The following is a 17960-nucleotide window of genomic DNA, read 5'->3' on the forward strand; positions in this document are numbered from 1 at the left end:
GTGCGCGAGATGTTGCCGCCGAAGCGGTTGATCTGGGCGAGCAGATACTCGCGCTCGAAGATCTCGCGCGCCTCGCGCAGCGGCAGGCTCATGAGATGTTCCGCCCCGCCGTTGACCGGCAGCGGTACGTTGGAGCCGATCTCCTCCGGCAGCATGTCCGCAGTGATGACGGCGCCCGGGTCGCCGCCCGCAAGGATCATGAGCCGCTCGATGTTGTTCCTGAGTTCGCGCACGTTGCCCGGCCAGTCGTGGGCCTGCAGCACCGCGATGGCATCCTCGCCGATGCGCCTCGGCGCCAGCCCGGACGCTTGCGAAAGCTGGCTGACGAAATACTGGATAAGGTCGGGAATGTCCTCGCGCCGCTCGGCCAAGCCCGGCACGCGCAGCGGCACGACGTTCAAGCGATGATAGAGGTCCTCGCGGAAGCGACCCTCGCCCATGTCGCGCTCGAGATCCCGGCTTGTAGAGGACACGATACGCACATCGACGGACACTTTCTGCGCCCCACCGAGCCGCTGGAACTTCTGCTCCACGAGCACGCGCAGAACCTTGCCCTGCGTCTCGAGCGGCATGTCCGCAACTTCATCGATGTAAAGCGTGCCGCCGTGCGCTTCCTCGAGCGCGCCGACCTTGCGCGGGCCGCCCGAGCGATCTTCGGTGCCGAACAGCTCCTCCTCCACGCGATCGGGAGCCATCGACGCCGCGTTGAGCACGATGAACGGTCCGTCCGCGCGCTGGGACTTCTGGTGCAGGATGCGCGCCGCGAGCTCCTTGCCGGCGCCGGACGAGCCGCGGATCAGGATGCGGCTGTTGGTTGGCGCCAGGCGATCGATGGCGCCCTTGAGCTGGTTGATGGCCGGCGACTTGCCGATCATCTCCGCCGACACCGTCGAGCGCTCCTTGAGCTCGCGCACCTCGCGCTTGAGCTGCGATGCCTCAAGCGCGCGCAACGTGACGAGCACCAGCCGGTCCGCCTTGAACGGCTTCTCGATGTAGTCGTAGGCGCCGCGCTTGATTGCCGTCACTGCCGTTTCGACGTTGCCGTGGCCCGAGATGATGACCACCGGCAGCTCCGGATACGTGCGCTTGATGACCGACAGCACCTCGAGCCCATCGAGGCGGCTGCCCTGCAGCCAGATGTCGAGGATGACGAGTTGCGGCCGGCGCTCCTCGATGATCCGCAGCGCCTCGTCGCTATCGCGGGCGAGGCGCGTCCGATGCCCCTCGTCCTCCAGAATGCCCGCCACGAGCTCGCGGATATCCGCTTCGTCATCGACAATCAGGATGTCTGCAGCCATTTGCTCAACTCCCTCGTGCTCTCGTCAGTCTCGTATCACTCAAATCTCACGCCCGCCGGCCGCGCGTATCTGCGCGACCTCGTCGCCGCCGGGATCTCCCGACGCGGGCTTCGCCGTCAAAATGGAACTCGGAAACGACAGCGTGACCCGTGCGCCGCTCGGGCGCTCGCTCGTCACTGGCGCGTCGTCGAGAAGCAGTTGTCCGCCGTGCTGCTCGGTGATCTTCGCCACGATGGCGAGTCCGAGCCCCGTACCCTTGTGGCCCTTGGTCGTGACGTAAGGCTCGAGCAGCCGCGAGCGGTTGTGCTTCGGCAGGCCCGGACCGTTGTCGATCACCTCGATGGCCACCGTCGTCGCGTCGGTACGCAGAGCCACGTCCACGCGCCCCTGCCGCCCCGGATCCGCCTCGACCGTGCTTTCCACCGCTTCCGTCGCGTTCTTGACTAGATTGGTCACCGCTTGCGTCAGAAGCCGGCGATCGAATGCCGCGGTGAGCGGCCCATCCGGCAGTGAAAGCCCGTAGACGACGCTGCCGTGACTCTCACGGAACAGGATGACGGAATCCGTGATGGCATCCCTGAGATCGTTGATCTCGATCACGGGCTTCGGGATCCGCGCGAACGACGCGAACTCGTCGACCATGGTCTTGATGTCGCCGGCCTGTCTCTCGATGGTGGCGGTGAGTTTGTCGAACGTCTCGCGGTCGTCGACGATGACGCGACCGTACTTGCGACGGATGCGCTCGGCCGAGAGAATGATCGGTGTCAGCGGGTTCTTGATCTCGTGCGCGATGCGCCGGGCCACATCCGCCCACGCCGACGTGCGCTGGGCCGACACCAGCTCCGTGATGTCGTCGAATGTCACCACGCTGCCCACATCGCCCGGCCCCGCTTTCTCGCGCGTCACCCGTACTGCGAACGTGCGCTCCTCGTCGCCGATGGTGATGGAGATCTCCTGCGCACCGCGCGATTTGATCCCCTGCTCTTCACGCCGCTCGAGGGTCGGCGCCAGGACCGGCAGCGCATCGATAAGCTTCGTGCCGACGATCTCGCTCTCCGTCGTCGCCAGCAGTTGCTCGGCCGCACGCGACACGAGCGTGATGCGGTCCTGGCTGTCGAGACCGATCACCCCGGCCGAGACGCCCGACAGCACCGCTTCCATGAAGCGCCGCCGGTCGGTGAGCTGCTCGTTGGCCGTCACCAGAGCGTCCCGCTGATGCTTGAGCTCGCGCGTCATGGTGTTGAAGGTGGAGGAAAGGCGCCTGAGATCGCCTTCGCCGCGCCGCTCCGGCAGCTCCACCGCGAGATTGCCGCGGGAAACCTGCTGTGCCGCACCGATCAGGCGCCGGATCGGCGCCACGAAACGGCTCGCGAACCACAAGCCGACCCAGATCGCGGCCAGCAGCGCCGTCATCGAGATCATCGTGTAGATGAGGCCGTGCGCCAGCTTGAGCCCGCCGCGCGCGGCGCGCAGCCGGTTATATTCGTCGACGCTTTGCGCCGTTCGCTGCAGGTGCCCCATCACTTTGGCATCGAGCAGTCGGGTGACGTAGAGAAGGTGGTCCGGGTACCGGGTGAGCTTGGCCACCGCCGAAACCTGCGACGTGCCCGTCGGCGTGAACAGCGCCACCTGCCCCGTCTCCGCCTGCCCCAGGTAGTAGGGCGGAACCGAAGTGAACGGCATGCCCTTGTCCTCGAGCGCGGCGACGATCGGATCGCCCTTGCCGTCGATGACGTACGCAGCCGGGATGTCGCGCAATCCGGCCTGAGCGATCACGTGCTGCTTGAACTCGGGCGTATCGGCCGGGATGTGATCCGCGGCCGAGTCGATGTCGCGCACCATGTTGGCGAGATCCGTGCGCAGCTGTTGGCCGTGCTCGACCACGTACGCCTGCGCCACCTCGACGGAATTGTTGATGATCGCCCGCGTGCGCGCCGAGAACCAGCCGTCGAGCGAGCGCGAGAAGGTCGTCGTCGCCGCCACCGCGAGCAGCATCGCCGGCAGCGCGGCGGTGATCGAGAACAGGAGCACGATGCGCACGTGCAGCCGCGCGCCCGCGAGTTTCGCCCGCCAGGCCCGCCACATGCCGTAGCCCTGCCACGCGATCACCCCGATCATGGCCGCGATCAGGATGACGTTGATCAGCAGCGCACCCAGCACGATGTCGTCGCGCGGCGCGATAGGCGTGAGCCCCGTGAGGATGAGATAGGTCGCGAGCGCCGAGACGAGCGACAGCACCACGACCACAAGGCCGATCCAGAACGCACGGTCGGTCAGGTCGAGCAACGGCGAAGCCGCGCCGTCCGTCCATCCGGCCGTGGTTGAGCCTTTGCCGCTCATGGAGCCTTCCGTTGCTGCCGCGTATCGCGTGCCCACTGAGTGTTACATTCCGAGCACGGACATGGTCTCGGTTGTGCGTCTTCGCCACGTTCGGATCGAAAGGGTGGCGTGCGCCGGGCACAAGTCACACTGTAACTGTGACATTCTTGCGACGCAATCGGTGCGACCGAAGGACCTGTGTGCAAGCAGGCCACGCGCCCTGTTGCGGATCAAGGTGAGTTGCATGAACGAGGCGGAGCGGCAGGCCGAGCCCGGATCGGCGCTCCACCCATATGGCCATCCGCCTGCGTTCGGCCGCATCGCGGCGTCCTGCCGGCGCCGGCCTGCAGCCCGATCCGGACGCCAGCCTAAGGCATCGGCGTTCGGAAGACGCGGATGTCGAGCGCTTTGATTCGGCTCCTGAGCGTATTGCGATTGAGCCCGAGAAGCTCGGCGGCACGGATCTGGTTGCCGCGCGTCGCCGCCAGCGCGGCCGAGAGCAGCGGATGCTCGACCTGCCGGATCACCCGGTCGTAGAGGCCGGGAGGCGGTAGCTCCTTGCCGAAGCTCGCGAAGTAGGTCGCGAGATAGCGCTCCACCATCTCCGAGAAGTCCTTGGGTTCGCTCTCCGACGAGGTGCTCCGCTTCGGCAGCACCTCGGCGAGCTCCTGATCGATGATTTGTTGCGTCAGCGTATCCTGCGTATAGAGCGCCCCCACGCGGCGCACGAAATTCTCGAGCTCGCGCACGTTGCCGGGCCACGGATGCCCCTTGAGCCGTTCGATGGCTGCCGTCTCGATCGATTTCTGGCCCAGTCCCTCGCGCGCCGCCTGCCTCAGGAAGTGACGCACGAGATCGCCGATGTCCTCCGTACGCTCGCGCAGCGGCGGCAGCCGGAGCGGCACCACGTTGAGCCGGTAATAGAGGTCCTCGCGGAACAGCCCCTGCTGGATCTGGCTTCTCAGATCCCGGTGCGTCGCCGCGATGATGCGCACGTTGGTCTTGATCGGCGTACGCCCGCCGACGGTCGTGTATTCGCCCTGCTGCAGCACCCGCAGAAGCCGCGTCTGGGCTTCGAGCGGCATGTCGCCGATCTCATCGAGGAACAGAGTGCCGCCTTCCGCCTGCTCGAAGCGGCCGGGCGTACGCGTCTGCGCGCCCGTGAAGGCACCCTTCTCGTGGCCGAACAGCTCGCTCTCGATCAATTCGCGTGGGATGGCGGCCATATTGATGGCCACGAACGGCCCCTGCCGGCGCTTGCCGTAGTCGTGCAGCACCCGCGCCACGAGTTCCTTGCCGGTGCCGCTCTCACCCTGGATCATCACCGTGAGATCGGTCTGTGTGAGCCTGGCGAGCGCCCGGTAGATCTCCTGCATGGCAGGCGAGCGGCCGATGAGCGGCAGCTCCTCGCTGTCCATGTCCGTGGTCGCCGCCCGCGGCCGCCGTCCGGGCCCTGCCAGCGCACGGCTCACGACAGCAACCACCTCCGAGAGGTCGAACGGCTTCGGCAGATATTCGTAAGCGCCTTTCTCGGCCGCCGTCAGCGCCGTCATCAGCGTGTTCTGCGCGCTCATGACGATGATCGGCAGCTCCGGGCGCACCTTCTTGATGCGTGGAATGAGGTCGAACGCGTTCTCGTCCGGCATCACCACGTCGGTGATGACCACGTCGCCCTCGCCCTGGCTCACCCAGCGCCAGAGCGTTGCTGCGTTGCCTGTGGCGCGCGGCGCATAGCCCGCTCGTGCCAGCGCTTGGTTCAACACCGTGCGAATGGCTGTGTCGTCGTCCGCAATGAGGATGGTGCCTCGGGCCATGGGGCTACCTGTTTCTGTCATTGACTGGAACCGGCCGTCGGAAAGGCCCGGTGGTGGGTTTGGAGACATGGTCCTGCATCGGCAGGAGAACGCGGAACACGGTACGATTGGCCTCGCTGTCGCATTCGATGATGCCGCCGTGATCTCCGATGATCTTGGCGACGAGAGCGAGACCGAGGCCGGTGCCGTTGTGCTTGGTCGTGACGAAGGGATCGAAAAGATGCGGCTTGAGGTGGTCGGGAACGCCCGAACCGTTGTCCTCGATCTGTATCATCAGCGGCAGCGTGATGCGCGCTTCCGCGCCGGGCACCGACAGCCGCACGCCGGGACGGAACGAGGTCTGCATGACGATGCGCCCATGCCCGTCCTTGTTGTCGCCGATGGCCTCGGCGGCGTTCTTGACCAGGTTGAGGAACGCCTGCACGAGCTTGTCGCGATTGCCGGGGATGGGGGGCAGCGACGGATCATAATCCTCGACGATGCGCACGCCGCGGGCGAAACCCGACTCCGACAGGCGGCGCACGTGGTTCAGCACATCGTGGATATTGACCGGCTCCTTGGCCAACGGCCGTTCGTCGCCGAACACCTCCATGCGGTTGACGAGATTGCGGATCCGCTCCGTCTCCGAGCAGATGAGCTGCGACAGCGCCCGATCTTCGTCGGAAAGGTTTTGCTCCAGAAGCTGAGCCGCGCCTTTGATGCCCGACAGCGGATTCTTGATCTCGTGCGCGAGCACCGCCGCCATGCCCGAAACAGAGCGCGCCGCGGCCCGGTGCGTGAGCTGCCGCTCGATCATATGCGCCATGCTGCGCTGCTGCAGCATGATCACGATCAGCGGATGCCCCTCGTTCATCGGACCGGCATAAACATCCACCAGCTTCGGCGTGGCGAACTTCGGGCTCGCCATCTCGACTTCGTATTCGTTGACCGTGGACCCGCTCTCGCGCACCTGATCGACCAGAGCCAAAAGCGGGCATCCGAATGCGATCACGTCGTCGAGCTTGAGCCGTGTCATCATCGTCGAGCTTGTCGACAAGAAAAGCTCCGCGGCCGCGTTGCCGTAGACGATCTGATTGTCCTCGCCGATGACCAGGATCGGATGCGGCAGCGCCCCGAGCAGCATGTCGTGCTCGACGACCGGCTTGCGAATGGGGATCGGGCGCTCGGCGGCTCTTTTGCTCACGCAGCTCTCTCCAGGACGCTCGGGGACAAAACATCACGATCCGGCGCATCGCCGTAAAATGCATCGAGCAATGCCAGCGCGACCTGCGGATCGTCCTCCGTGCAGAGGCGTTGGCGCCACGCTTTGCGCGCGCCGTCCCGATGCCCGCTCGTCTCCAGATACCAGCCGATATGTTTCCTGGCGTTGCGCAGGCCGAGGAACGCGCCGTAGTGCCCCAGCATCGCTTCCACGTGCTCGCGCGCGATCCGCCCCTGCTCGGCGAGTGGCGGCGCACCGGCATCGTCCGACCCGGCGAGGGCGGCCGCGATCCGCCCGAGCAGCCACGGCGCGCCGTAAGCCCCGCGGCCGATCATGACGCCGTCGGCGCCGGAGGCAGCCAATGCCTCGCGTGCATCCGAGACCGTCACGATGTCGCCGTTGACGATCACCGGAATGCCCACCGCGTCTTTCACCGCGCGAACGGCCGACCAGTCGGCTTTGCCCTTGAAGAATTGTTGGCGCGTCCGCCCGTGCACCGTGATCATTTGGATGCCGGCACCTTCCGCGCGGCGTGCAAGCTCGGGCGCGTTGCGAGAACGGTCGTCCCAGCCGAGGCGCATCTTGAGCGTGACCGGCACCGAGACAGCGGCCACCACCGCCTCGATCAGGGCGAGCGCGTGATCGAGATCGCGCATCAGCGCCGAACCCGACGCCTTGCCTGTCACCTCGCGCGCGGGGCAGCCCATGTTGATGTCGATGATATCGGCGCCCTTGGCCTCCGCGATCCGCGCCCCCTCTGCCATCCAGCGCGCGTCGCATCCGACGAGTTGCATCACGAACGGAGTGAGACCCTGGCCTTCCGCACGCCTGAGGACATCTGCCCGGTTCTGGACCAGCTCGGCACTTGCCACCATCTCCGACACCACCAACCCGGCGCCAAGGGCGTGTACCAGGCAACGGAACGGAAGATCGCTCACGCCGGTCATGGGCGCGAGAAATACAGGATTTACAGGAGCTTGAGAGCCGATCCTGAGCTGCGGCAAAGGCGAGGACCCCTTGTGTCTGCCTATGATTTAAGCACAAGATTACAGTGCCTTGGATTTAGGCACCCTAGTCCGCCTCGGGCAGATGCGCAAGCGAGAACAAGCGCTCTGCAATTGCCCAATTGCCGCGCCGCGGGCTAAGTCCCGTCCGGACCTACCTCGAACATGGATATGCTTCTGTGACAGCCGCCGCCCTGATCGTCGCCGCCGGCCGCGGCACCCGCGCTGGGCGCAACGGACCGGCGACCCCGGGCCCGGTGCCGAAGCAATATGCCCAGCTCGGCGATCGTACGGTCCTCGCCCATGCCATCGCCGCCTTCGAGGCCTGCCCCGGCATCGCGGCCATCACAGTCGTCATTCACCCCGATGACCGCGACCTCTACGAGGTGGCCGTATCCGGCCGATCGCGAAAGCTCACGCCTCCCGTTGTCGGTGGCGCGACACGTCAGGAGTCGGTTCGTCTCGGCCTCGAGGCCCTGCGCGCGGCGTCTCCGCCCGGCGTGGTGCTGATTCACGATGCCGCCCGGCCCTTCGTCGCCCGCGACACGGTCGAGCGCATCGTCGCGGCTTTGAAAGAGCACACCGGCGCCATCGCCGCCGTCCCGCTGCCCGACACGCTGAAACGCCAAAGCGGCCACGGCTTGATCGGTGAGACGATTGCCCGCGACGGTCTTTGGAAGGCGCAGACCCCCCAGGGCTTCCGCTTCCCCGAGATCGAAGCCGCCCATGCGAGTGCCGCACGAGCCGGGGCTCCCGCCTTCACCGACGACGCCGCCATCGCGGAATGGGCGAATTTCGACGTCGCGCTCGTCACCGACTCACCGCGCAACTTCAAGATCACGATCGCAGAGGACATGGCCATGGCCGAGCAGTTGATGACATCGAGCCAGCCGGCCTTCGAGCCCCGCACGGGAACCGGCTTCGATGTCCACGCCTTCTGTCCCGGCGATCACGTCTGGCTCGGCGGCGTCCGCATCCCCCATGACAAGGGCCTCGACGGCCATTCCGACGCCGATGCACCCTTGCACGCGCTCACCGACGCGCTCCTCGGCGCCATCGGTGACGGCGACATCGGCCAGCACTTCCCGCCATCGGATCCCGCCTGGAAAGGCGCGCCCTCCCGTCTGTTCGTGGAGGACGCGGCAAAGCGAGTTGCTGCCCGCGGCGGCCGTATTGCCAATGTCGACCTCACGATCCTGTGCGAGGAGCCCCGCATCGGACCCCACAGGGACGCCATGAGAGGGGCCATCGCCGCCATGCTCGGCATCGACGCCACCCGCGTCGCCGTCAAAGCGACGACGACGGAGCGCCTAGGATTTACGGGCCGCAAGGAAGGCTTGGCCGCGTTGGCGACGGCAACCGTGCTGCTCCCGGCCTGAGCGTGCCCGGCGCCATCCCGGCTTTTCCTCAACTCCGCTCCGGGCTCGCGTTGACCCCCCCGCCAGAATCGCGGCATCACCGGTCAAGGTGGTTGTATGACCAAAAGCGATTCCCCCGGGGGCCAACTCCATGAACCTGATGACCCATACGCTCGACCGTCCTCAGACCGGCGACACCGGCAGCGCCAACATCTCCGACATCGCCGAGACCACGGCAGCGACCTGTCTCGCCACCCGCGTGCGCCAGCTCTCGCGCATCATCACGCGCCTCTATGACGACGCCATGCGCCCGCTTGGGATCACCGCAAGCCAATACACGCTCCTCGCCCAGCTCGCGTCCCGCGATGGCATCACCGCCGTCGAGATCGGACACGAGCTCGACATCGAGAAGTCGACTCTTTCCCGCAACCTGAAGCGCCTCCTCGCGCTCGGCATGATCATCATGGATCCGCCCGCCGGTCGCCGCGGCCGTGGACTGCATCTGACCGCCAAGGGCCAGGTCGTGCTCAAGGATGCGTACCCCGTTTGGCAGGCCGCCCAGGCGCGCTCGGTTGCCACCATGGGTGTCGAGACGCGCGCCAAGCTCGACGATCTGCTGCGCCTCGCCGAGAAGATGATCGCCGACTGAGCGCGGCACCGGTCACAGGTCACAACGCCTTTCAGGCTCGGGGCGCTCCGCAAGGTGCGCCCCGAACTGTTTCGGCAGCCAACGCGCTTCTCACGCGTTAGACTGAGCCGCGATTTTGAGGCTCCCGATGTTCTCTCCCGCGCTGATGTCTGACGCCGAGCGCCTGATCGCTCGCCTGCGCTCCCGCTCGTGGAAGCTCGCCACGGCCGAAAGCTGCACGGGCGGTCTCCTCGCCGGCCTTTTCACCGAGATCGCCGGCGCCTCCGACGTCTATGAGCGCGGCTTCGTCACCTATTCCAACGCCGCCAAGGTCGGGGACCTCGGCGTCGGCTTGGGGACTCTTCTGCGGCACGGCGCCGTCAGCCCCGAGGTCGCCGAGGAAATGGCCGCCGGCGCGCGCCGCGGCTCGGCCGCCGACGTAGCCCTATCCGTGACGGGAATCGCCGGCCCGGGCGGCGGCAGCGAGAAAAAACCGGTCGGCCTCGTCTATATCGGCCTCGCCGTCCCCGGAAAACCTGCCGTCGCGCACGCGTTCCGCTTCGGCGACCTCGGTCGCTCCGCCATTCGCCTCCGCACCGTCGCCGAAGCGCTGGCCATTCTCGAGCGGGCCATCTCCGCATAACAGGATCCGCGGCAGGCCCGCGCTCGTAAAAGGTTCAATGGATCTTCTGAAATCCACCGGCTAGGTTGGCCGCCACAGCGGCCCGGCTTCCGAGGTGCCCATTGACCCGATCGCGCATCGCTACCCTTTGTGTCGCCCTCGCAGCCGTGCAGCCGCTGGCGTCGGCCGATGCCGCGGATCTCACCGCGCGCCAGGTGACCGAGGAGCTCTATAAGGCAAACGACGCCGCGCCTCTCGATTTCTCGAAGCGCGATCTCGCCGGCCTCGACCTGGCAGGCCTGCATTTCAAGAAGGCTCACATGTCGGGGGCCAATCTGTTTGGTGCCGACCTCACCGGCGCCGATCTGAGCGACGTCGATCTGCGCGCCGCCAAGCTCGATCGCATCGTTGCCATCGGCGCCCGCTTCGACCGCGCCAACCTCGCCGGCGCGAGCCTGCTCCGCCCAACCACGGCGACGTCCTTTGAATGGAACCGCAGCGAGAGCCCGAGCTTTACCGGCGCCGATCTTACCAAGGCGCAGCTCTTCGGTGTGTTCAGCGGTGGAAGCTTTGCCGGCGCCCGCATGTCGGGCGTAACCCTCGCTCCTCAGAGCGACACCGGGTTCATTGAGGTGCTCTGGCGCTCGCGCCTCGACTCCGCCGACCTCTCGGGCGCCGACCTGTCAGGCGCAAATCTCTCGCACGTGTCGCTACGCTTCGCCAACCTCCAGGGCGCGAATCTGAAGGGTGCCAGGCTGAAGAATGCCGATCTCTCCCACGCGGATCTCACCGGTGCGGATCTGACCGGTGCCGACCTCAGCCTCGCCGATCTCGACAGCACACGGCTCGCTGGCACCAAAGGCCTCGATACGGCGACCGGCCTCGACACCGTGCGCAATCGCGACAAAGCCCTCAACTGACGCGCGCGTCATTGGCTCACGCCCCCGCACGCGCCCCGTAAAGCGTCCGTGCGCGCGCTTCGAACGCTTCCGTGTAGCTCCGCACGGCTTTGTCGAATGCTGCGCCGACAATCAGCTGCAGCATCGCCGAGCGGAACGCGTAGTCGATCGCAAAATTGACGTCGCACCCCGCCCCGGCCGCCTCGAACCGCCACGTGTTCTCGAGGTGCGTGAACGGCCCATCGCGATGGCGAACGCGGATCAGGCCCGCGTCCGGATCCAGCGTGACGTGCGTCGTGAAGCGCTCGGTGATGGCCTTGTAGCCGACGGTCATCGTCGCCGTGAGTTCGGCAACGCCCCCCTCGCCCGCCGCGCGCTGGGTCACGACCAGCCCCTCGCAAAGCGGCAGGAACTCCGGATAGCGCTCGACGTCAGCCACCACGTCGAACATCTCACGCGGCGTGAAGGGTACGTGTTTGACGGTGCGGAAGTTCGGCAACGGGAGATCCTGGGAAAGCTGCAATCGAATGGGCGCGAGCATAGGCCACGCGCCGCGGCGATCCTACAGCCCCGCTGAGTGCTCGGGTTTGCCGAAGCCGCCTTCAGCGTCCGCCGAGGAACCTTGCGACGATCACCACCAGCAAGGCGCCGATTGTCGAGACGACGATCTGGTTTCCGTAGGGCACGTAACTGTCGAAGTCGTAGGGCAGCGTCAGCAGGCCCGCGCTGACGAGGTAGCCGCCGACCACGGCGCCGATCAGGCCCACCAGCAAATTGCGGATCAACCCGCCGCCACCGAGCAACAATCCAGCCAACCAGCCCGCGATCAGGCCGTTGACGATCATGATGATCCAGACTTTGTTGTCGGCGGCGAGTTGCCAGTAATCCATCTTGAGCTCCCCTAGGTTTCGATAGCGTCCCGCGCCGGGTCTTTGAGCCCGTCCGCTCGGGAAACGGCGCCAACACTAGCGCGAAGACAGGACGCCCGCTACGGCGCCTTTCAGGCAGCCATAGGGCGAGGAATCCGATGGAAATTGGAAAGCTTGGCGCCCACCCCGCTCAGACGTGGCAGCGCGCGCCCAGATAGTCGTTCAGCAGCCGATTGTAGAGATCCGCGTCGGCCTTTTGCTTGGCGCTGATCTTTTTGCCGGCGGCCTGCGCCTGCACGGAGGACGGCACGCCGCTCGCGTCGAGCTTGTTGAGCTGCGATTTGATCGAACCGCAGGTTTCGCCGTTGGCAAGCTGTTTGCTCGTGGGACCGCCGGCTCCGCCGGAGGCGCAACCACCCACCAGCACAGCCATCCCGGCGGCGCCGAGCAGAGCAAGACGAAACGCGCCGCCGCGCATCCTCGCAGTCATGATCCGGAAGTCCCTCTCGAAGCAAAAACGTCGTTGTGCACGTTAGAGTCTTCTAAGGAGCAGTTGAACCCCTGGCCGCTCTTCTCAAGCCAATCGCGCAAAAGTGTGGCCACGAAGCAGCAGCAAGGGATCCTGTAGAGAATCCAAGCCCATCCTGCAAGCACGACGTGCCCGCCAGCACGGGGGACTGGCAGGCACAAAGACGGCTACACCGCTTGCGCTGTGGGTACGTAAGGGCAGGCTTGCGAGCCGCTTAGCGCTGCTGGACGACCGGCGGCGCCGTGGCGGGAACCACCTGCGCGGAATTGACCACCGGCGGCGCAGCCGCGGTTCCGGCTGGCGAAATTGGCGCAACCGCCGCCTGCATCGGACGCGGACCGAAAGCCGAGCACTTGGCCTGGAACTCGGCATTGGCCTTGTCCAGCTCCGCCGCCTGCTGCAACGAGGCGCGCTTGACCGACACGTTGGCTGACTTGCCGGCAGCCGCCTTTTCCAGGCGTTCCGTGAGCCCGTCCCTGCGCAGCGTCTCGATGCGCTGGGCGATCGAATAGCAGGCTGGATCGACCTTGGGCGCGGCCGCCACTGCTGGTGCCGAAGGCGAGGTCGAGATCGATTGCGTCGTGAGTGGATTGCTTCCGAACAGGCCTCCGCCCGACGATGAGCAACCGGCGAGCAGCGCCGCACTCGAAACTGCAAGTAGTAATGCTGACGATTTATGCATGGTGTCCCCCGTGACGTACTTCAGGGCATGTGTTGCCTGTACGTTTTTCTGGTCTACGGTCGACTCCGAGCGGGTCACAAGAAGCCCCACCCAAAATGCCCGTGCATTGACCAATTTGACAGGGGCGAATCAGTGGAAACCAAGCCCCCGTTGCAGGGCCGCCACATCGAAAACGTGCGTCTGCGGCGTCCGCGAAGGCCGAAATCCGCTGTAACCGCGCATTTTTTGCGAATCACTAAGCTCTAGCTGCCGCGCACGAGCTTGGACACCGAACGGACGATCGCCTCCGGCGTCGGCCGCGCAACCGCCTGGAGCTCGGCGGCGTAGGGCATGGGCACCGCGGCGCCTGCGATCCTCACCGGCGCACTTTTGAGGTCGCCGAAGTTGCGGGCGGCGATGGAGGCCACGATCTCCGCGCCGACGCCGAGATCCCCCCACCCGTCCTCGATCGTCACCAGCCGCCCCGTGCGTGCCACCGAGACCGCAACGGTTTCGTGGTCCAGCGGCCGCACGCACATGAGATCCACCACCTCGGCCTCGATGCCGTCGCAAGCCAGAGCCGCGGCCGCTTCGAGCACGACGGCCAGCGCATGGCCGGCAGCGACGAGCGTCACGTCGTTCCCGGCACGGGCGATGCGGGCTGCGCCGAGAGGACCCGCCCATGCATCCGCCGCCCCCCGCAGGGGATAGAGCAGCTCATGCTCGAGCACCGCCACCGGGCCCGGATCGCGGATCGCCGCACGCAGCAGTCCGCCCGCCGTCCCGGCCGTCGCCGGCTGCACCACCTTGAGGCCGGGAATTTGCGCCAGCGCGGAAGCCACGCAGCGCGAATCCTCGCCGGTCATGCCCTCAGAGAAGCCGTTCCGCCCCCGAAACACGACCGGGACCGCAAGGCGTCCGCCGGAGAGATAGAACGTCTGCGCCGCCTCCGTGAGCACCGGCCACAGCGCTTCCAGCGAACGCCCCCAGGAGCCGAGTTCGACAACCGGCTTCAGCCCCGCATAGGCCGCGCCGACCGCGATGCCGAATACCGCCTCGTCGAGCGCCGGCACCGATACCACGCGCTGGGGTCCGAACTCGTCGATCAGGCCCTGCGCAACCTTCGCCGCGCCGCGGTTCTGCGCCACGTCCACGCCGATGAGAAAGACGTGCGGATCCTCTCGCATTTCTGCGGCGAGCGCGTCGCGCAAGGCCTCGCGATAGGTGACCTCGGCCTCGTTCGCACGCACCGCTCCGCCGCGTCCGGGCGTCTGCGGGAGATCCCGGCGCGCAGGTTCGAAAGCGGCAAAGGCAAGCGGCTGATGCAGCCCGGCCCGCGGCGACGGCGTTTCGCCCCCGCCGCCGAACAGAACCGCAATCGGCGTGTTGACCTTCACGCCTTCGGTGCCGGCCGGCACCAGGATGCGTTCCACGCGTCCTTCGTTCTCGGCCTCGATCTCGAGTGTCGCCGTCGCGGTCTCCACCTCCGCCAGCAAATCACCGGCGGCGACAGCCTGTCCTTCCGCCACGTGCCAGCGCGAAATCTTCCCATCCGTCATCGATGGCGTCACGGGCGGCATGAGGATCTCGCGGCGCATTCGGCTAGGCCTCGATCTGCGCAAGGAGGTCGCGGCTCTCCGGAGCCGGCCCGGAGCGTGCGGCCGCGGCCGCGGCCACGACGGTGTCCTTCACGCTTCTCTCCAGCGCCTTGAGCTCACGCTCGCTCAGAATCGATAACGCGAGCAGGCGCGCCCGTGCCTTGGTCACCGGATCCGCATCCTCGATCCGCCGTTCCGCGCCCCCGCCTGGACGCGCCGGCATGCCGCCGTGGCCGCGATAGCGATAGGTCAGCATTTCGAGCACCGTCGGTCCCTTGCCGCGCCGTGCCCGCTCGATCGCCCGCCGCCCCGCGGCGCGCACGCGATGCACGTCGATGCCGTCCACCTGCTCGCCGGGCACCGCGAACGGCGTCCCGACTTCCGAGATCGCCGACGGCAGCGAGCCGAGCACGATGCTGGCGCCGGGCGCGGCCGTGTTGTTGTCGACGATGAAGACGATCGGCAGCGCCCACCGCGCCGCGAGCTTGTACGTTTCGAGCACGCGCCCCCGTGCCGCAGCGCCGTCACCGAAGAAGCAGAGCGTCACGGCGCCGTCCTGCCGGTAGCGCGAGGCGAAGGCGAGCCCAGCGCCGAGCGGCACCCCGAGCCCGGCGTTTCCATGCCCGCCGTAGAAACCATGCTCGGGCGCGAACATCCGCACCGTTCCACCCTTGCCCTGTGCAAGCCCCGTTGCGCGTCCGGTCAGCTCCGACATGATGAGCTTGGGATCGACCCCGCGCGCGAGCAGCGCGCCGTGCGTGCGATAGCCTGTGACCACGGGATCGGTTTCGCGCGCCTCCATCACCATTCCGACGATGGACGCCTCTTGCCCGATGCAAAGCGGGCAGACGCCATGCACGGCCTGCAGCGCGTAGAGCTGGCCTGCCTTCTCCTCGAACCGGCGAATGAGCAGCATGCTCCGGTACGCCGCGATGTCCTCGGCCGGCGAGAACGCAAGGCCGTCGACATCCGTGGGACCATGGGCGCTGCCCGTCATTTCTGCTCCTGAAACGCGTGAAAATGGGAACGCGGCAACGGCGCCGGCGTCCGCTCCGGCCGTGACTCTGCCGACATAAGACGAAACCTACACGACGAGACTGCCCTGAGGCCAGCGCCCGCCGTGCTGCAGTGCAGCGGCCGCGGTGTCCGCGTTTCGTCGCGGATGGATACGTTGCCCAAGCGTGTGGCAGCTTGACGGCGCTATGAGCAATCCGGAAGCGTGCTGAGAATGCATGGTTTCGGTGCCGCGCATCGCGTGCATTCGCGACGCAGAGGATGGCGGCAGCTAACCTGCCGGCCCGTCCAGGAGGACCCGGTCGCGCGGATGGGCGAAGCCGAGCACGCCGCGCGCAATCTCTTCGACGAAATCGGGATCGGGCAGATCAGGGCGCAGAAGCGCCACATCACGCTCAAGCTTGGCACGCACAGCCTCGAGGCTTTGGATCTCGAACTGCAGAGCGCTTTCGCGCTCGAGCAGCTTGTCTCTGGCCTCGAGGCCGTGGCGGCCCTTGAGAGTGTGAAAGGCGAAATAGGCTGTCAAACCAAGGCAGAGAAGCAACACCGTCGCCTGCCGCAACCTGGCTCGCCGATCATGTATGGGCTGACGCAACACAGGGATGTTCGACGTTACGCGCTATAAGATCCGGGAACATTGGAACTATAGGCCCCGCCACATTAAAACGAGGTAAAGCCCCGTACCGGCGCGGCATGTTTTGATGCCGGCGCGGGTCAGCCTCCTCGTCCGAGACGACGGCGGCCAGTGGCAGCGACGATGATTGGATGATCAGACCGCCCGCGCGCCCTTGAGGATGGAGCGGCCCGCATAGCGCGCCACATCGCCCAGCTCGCCCTCGATGCGGATCAGCTGGTTGTACTTGGCGAGACGGTCCGAACGGCAGAGCGAGCCCGTCTTGATCTGCCCGCAGTTGGTCGCCACAGCGAGGTCTGCGATGGTGGCGTCCTCGGTCTCGCCCGAGCGATGCGACATCACCGCCGTATAGCCCGCACGCTGCGCCATCGACACCGCGTCCAGCGTTTCGGTCAGCGTGCCGATCTGGTTGACCTTGACCAGGATCGAGTTGCCTGTCGCAGTCTTGATGCCCTGCGCCAGCCGCTCGGTGTTGGTGACGAACAGGTCGTCGCCGACCAGCTGCACGTTTTTGCCGATGGCATCCGTCAGCGCCTTCCACCCGGCCCAATCGTCCTCGGCCATGCCGTCTTCGATGGAGATGATCGGGAAGCGCGCGACGAGATCCTCCAGATAGCGGGTCATGCCGGCACTATCGAGGCTCTTGCCTTCGCCGTGCAGCTCGTACTTGCCGCCCTTGTAGAACTCGGTCGAAGCGCAATCGAGCGCCAGCATCACGTCGTCGCCGGGCTTGTAGCCAGCCTTCTCGATCGACTTCATGATGAAGCCCAGAGCCTCATCCGCGCTCTTGAGGTTCGGCGCAAAGCCGCCCTCGTCGCCGATGCCGGTGTTGTGCCCGGCCTCCTTGAGGCCCTTCTTCAGCGTGTGGAAGATTTCCGCGCCCACGCGCACCGCGTCGGCGAGCGTCGGAGCCGACACCGGCATGATCATGAATTCCTGGATGTCGATCGGATTGTCGGCATGCGCGCCGCCGTTGATGATGTTCATCATCGGCACCGGCAGCACGTGCGCGGACGCGCCGCCGACGTAGCGGTAGAGCGAAAGGCCCGAGGCTTCCGCCGCAGCCTTGGCAGCGGCGAGCGACACGCCGAGGATCGCGTTCGCGCCGAGGCGGCTCTTGTTCTTCGTCCCGTCGAGGCCGATCATCGCCGCGTCGAGCCCGCGCTGGTCCTCGGCATCGAGCCCGATCAGCGCATCCGAGATCTCGCCGTTGACGGCATCGACCGCCTTCGTCACGCCTTTGCCGAGGTAGCGCTTGGCATCGCCGTCGCGCAGCTCGTTGGCCTCGTGCGCACCAGTGGACGCTCCCGACGGCACCGCCGCGCGCCCCATGGAGCCGTCTTCCAGCATCACGTCGACCTCGACGGTGGGATTCCCGCGGCTGTCCAGAATTTCGCGGCCGAGGATGTCGACGATAGCGGTCATGGGAGTTTCCTTAGAAGTCTGATATACAGCCGTTTTTTATGAGTGGTCGCGTTCGGGCAGGCACCAGCGCGCGCGGCCCCCGCAGAA

The 17960-nt window shown here is 66.5% G+C and carries 17 protein-coding genes; 4 read left to right on the forward strand and 13 right to left on the reverse strand.

All coding sequences use genetic code 11. The features are described from left to right. From QZV93_RS15145 to dusB, 5 genes are all read right to left on the reverse strand, one after another. Positions 1 to 1298: sigma-54 dependent transcriptional regulator (locus QZV93_RS15145; RefSeq protein ID WP_295559463.1), on the reverse strand; the 1298-nt coding region annotated here is incomplete at its 3' end. A 39-nt stretch (positions 1299 to 1337) separates the two neighbouring features. After that, positions 1338 to 3638, reverse strand: a complete 2301-nt coding sequence (locus QZV93_RS15150) for a PAS domain-containing sensor histidine kinase (RefSeq protein ID WP_295559464.1) — start codon at positions 3636 to 3638, stop codon at positions 1338 to 1340. 347 nt (positions 3639 to 3985) lie between these two features. Continuing rightward, entirely contained in the window at positions 3986 to 5431 is a 1446-nt protein-coding gene (gene ntrC / locus QZV93_RS15155) for a nitrogen regulation protein NR(I) (RefSeq protein WP_295559465.1), read from the reverse strand. A 4-nt stretch (positions 5432 to 5435) separates the two neighbouring features. Next, positions 5436 to 6554 carry an ATP-binding protein gene (locus tag QZV93_RS15160; RefSeq protein WP_295559493.1) on the reverse strand — a complete coding sequence of 373 codons (1119 nt, stop codon included), beginning with the start codon at positions 6552 to 6554 and terminating at the stop codon, positions 5436 to 5438. A 56-nt stretch (positions 6555 to 6610) separates the two neighbouring features. Then, complete coding sequence (gene dusB, locus QZV93_RS15165) at positions 6611 to 7636, reverse strand: tRNA dihydrouridine synthase DusB (RefSeq protein ID WP_295559466.1); 1026 nt, start codon at positions 7634 to 7636, stop codon at positions 6611 to 6613. 179 nt (positions 7637 to 7815) lie between these two features. Here dusB and QZV93_RS15170 point away from each other — a divergent pair, with 179 nt between their 5' ends. From QZV93_RS15170 to QZV93_RS15185, 4 genes are all read left to right on the forward strand, one after another. Further along, a complete protein-coding gene (locus QZV93_RS15170) occupies positions 7816 to 9015 on the forward strand; it encodes a bifunctional 2-C-methyl-D-erythritol 4-phosphate cytidylyltransferase/2-C-methyl-D-erythritol 2,4-cyclodiphosphate synthase (protein ID WP_295559467.1) in 1200 nt (399 codons plus the stop codon). 130 nt (positions 9016 to 9145) lie between these two features. Then, a complete protein-coding gene (locus QZV93_RS15175) occupies positions 9146 to 9643 on the forward strand; it encodes a MarR family winged helix-turn-helix transcriptional regulator (protein ID WP_295559468.1) in 498 nt (165 codons plus the stop codon). 145 nt (positions 9644 to 9788) lie between these two features. Beyond that, a complete protein-coding gene (locus QZV93_RS15180) occupies positions 9789 to 10265 on the forward strand; it encodes a nicotinamide-nucleotide amidohydrolase family protein (RefSeq protein WP_295559494.1) in 477 nt (158 codons plus the stop codon). A 101-nt stretch (positions 10266 to 10366) separates the two neighbouring features. Beyond that, positions 10367 to 11164, forward strand: a complete 798-nt coding sequence (locus QZV93_RS15185) for a pentapeptide repeat-containing protein (RefSeq protein WP_295559469.1) — start codon at positions 10367 to 10369, stop codon at positions 11162 to 11164. Positions 11165 to 11180: 16 nt separating this feature from the next. Here QZV93_RS15185 and QZV93_RS15190 read toward each other — a convergent pair whose 3' ends face one another. From QZV93_RS15190 to eno, 8 genes are all read right to left on the reverse strand, one after another. Further along, positions 11181 to 11642 carry a type II toxin-antitoxin system RatA family toxin gene (locus QZV93_RS15190; protein WP_295559495.1) on the reverse strand — a complete coding sequence of 154 codons (462 nt, stop codon included), beginning with the start codon at positions 11640 to 11642 and terminating at the stop codon, positions 11181 to 11183. Between the two features lie 103 nt (positions 11643 to 11745). Further along, positions 11746 to 12033: a GlsB/YeaQ/YmgE family stress response membrane protein gene (locus QZV93_RS15195; RefSeq protein WP_295559470.1), complete on the reverse strand. Its 288-nt coding sequence runs from the start codon at positions 12031 to 12033 to the stop codon at positions 11746 to 11748. Between the two features lie 169 nt (positions 12034 to 12202). Then, on the reverse strand, positions 12203 to 12502 hold the full coding sequence (locus tag QZV93_RS15200; RefSeq protein ID WP_295559471.1) for a hypothetical protein: 300 nt from the start codon (positions 12500 to 12502) through the stop codon (positions 12203 to 12205). A 253-nt stretch (positions 12503 to 12755) separates the two neighbouring features. Beyond that, entirely contained in the window at positions 12756 to 13223 is a 468-nt protein-coding gene (locus tag QZV93_RS15205) for a hypothetical protein (RefSeq protein ID WP_295559472.1), read from the reverse strand. Between the two features lie 242 nt (positions 13224 to 13465). Further along, entirely contained in the window at positions 13466 to 14800 is a 1335-nt protein-coding gene (locus QZV93_RS15210; RefSeq protein ID WP_295559473.1) for a pyruvate dehydrogenase complex E1 component subunit beta, read from the reverse strand. A 4-nt stretch (positions 14801 to 14804) separates the two neighbouring features. Next, on the reverse strand, positions 14805 to 15797 hold the full coding sequence (locus tag QZV93_RS15215; RefSeq protein WP_295559474.1) for a thiamine pyrophosphate-dependent enzyme: 993 nt from the start codon (positions 15795 to 15797) through the stop codon (positions 14805 to 14807). A gap of 288 nt (positions 15798 to 16085) precedes the next feature. Next, on the reverse strand, positions 16086 to 16361 hold the full coding sequence (locus QZV93_RS15220; protein ID WP_295559475.1) for a septum formation initiator family protein: 276 nt from the start codon (positions 16359 to 16361) through the stop codon (positions 16086 to 16088). 222 nt (positions 16362 to 16583) lie between these two features. After that, on the reverse strand, positions 16584 to 17873 hold the full coding sequence (gene eno, locus QZV93_RS15225) for a phosphopyruvate hydratase (RefSeq protein ID WP_295559476.1): 1290 nt from the start codon (positions 17871 to 17873) through the stop codon (positions 16584 to 16586). Positions 17874 to 17960 lie beyond the last annotated feature (87 nt).

The sequence above is a fragment of the uncultured Hyphomicrobium sp. genome (assembly GCF_902826555.1).
Lineage (GTDB): Bacteria > Pseudomonadota > Alphaproteobacteria > Rhizobiales > Hyphomicrobiaceae > Hyphomicrobium_C.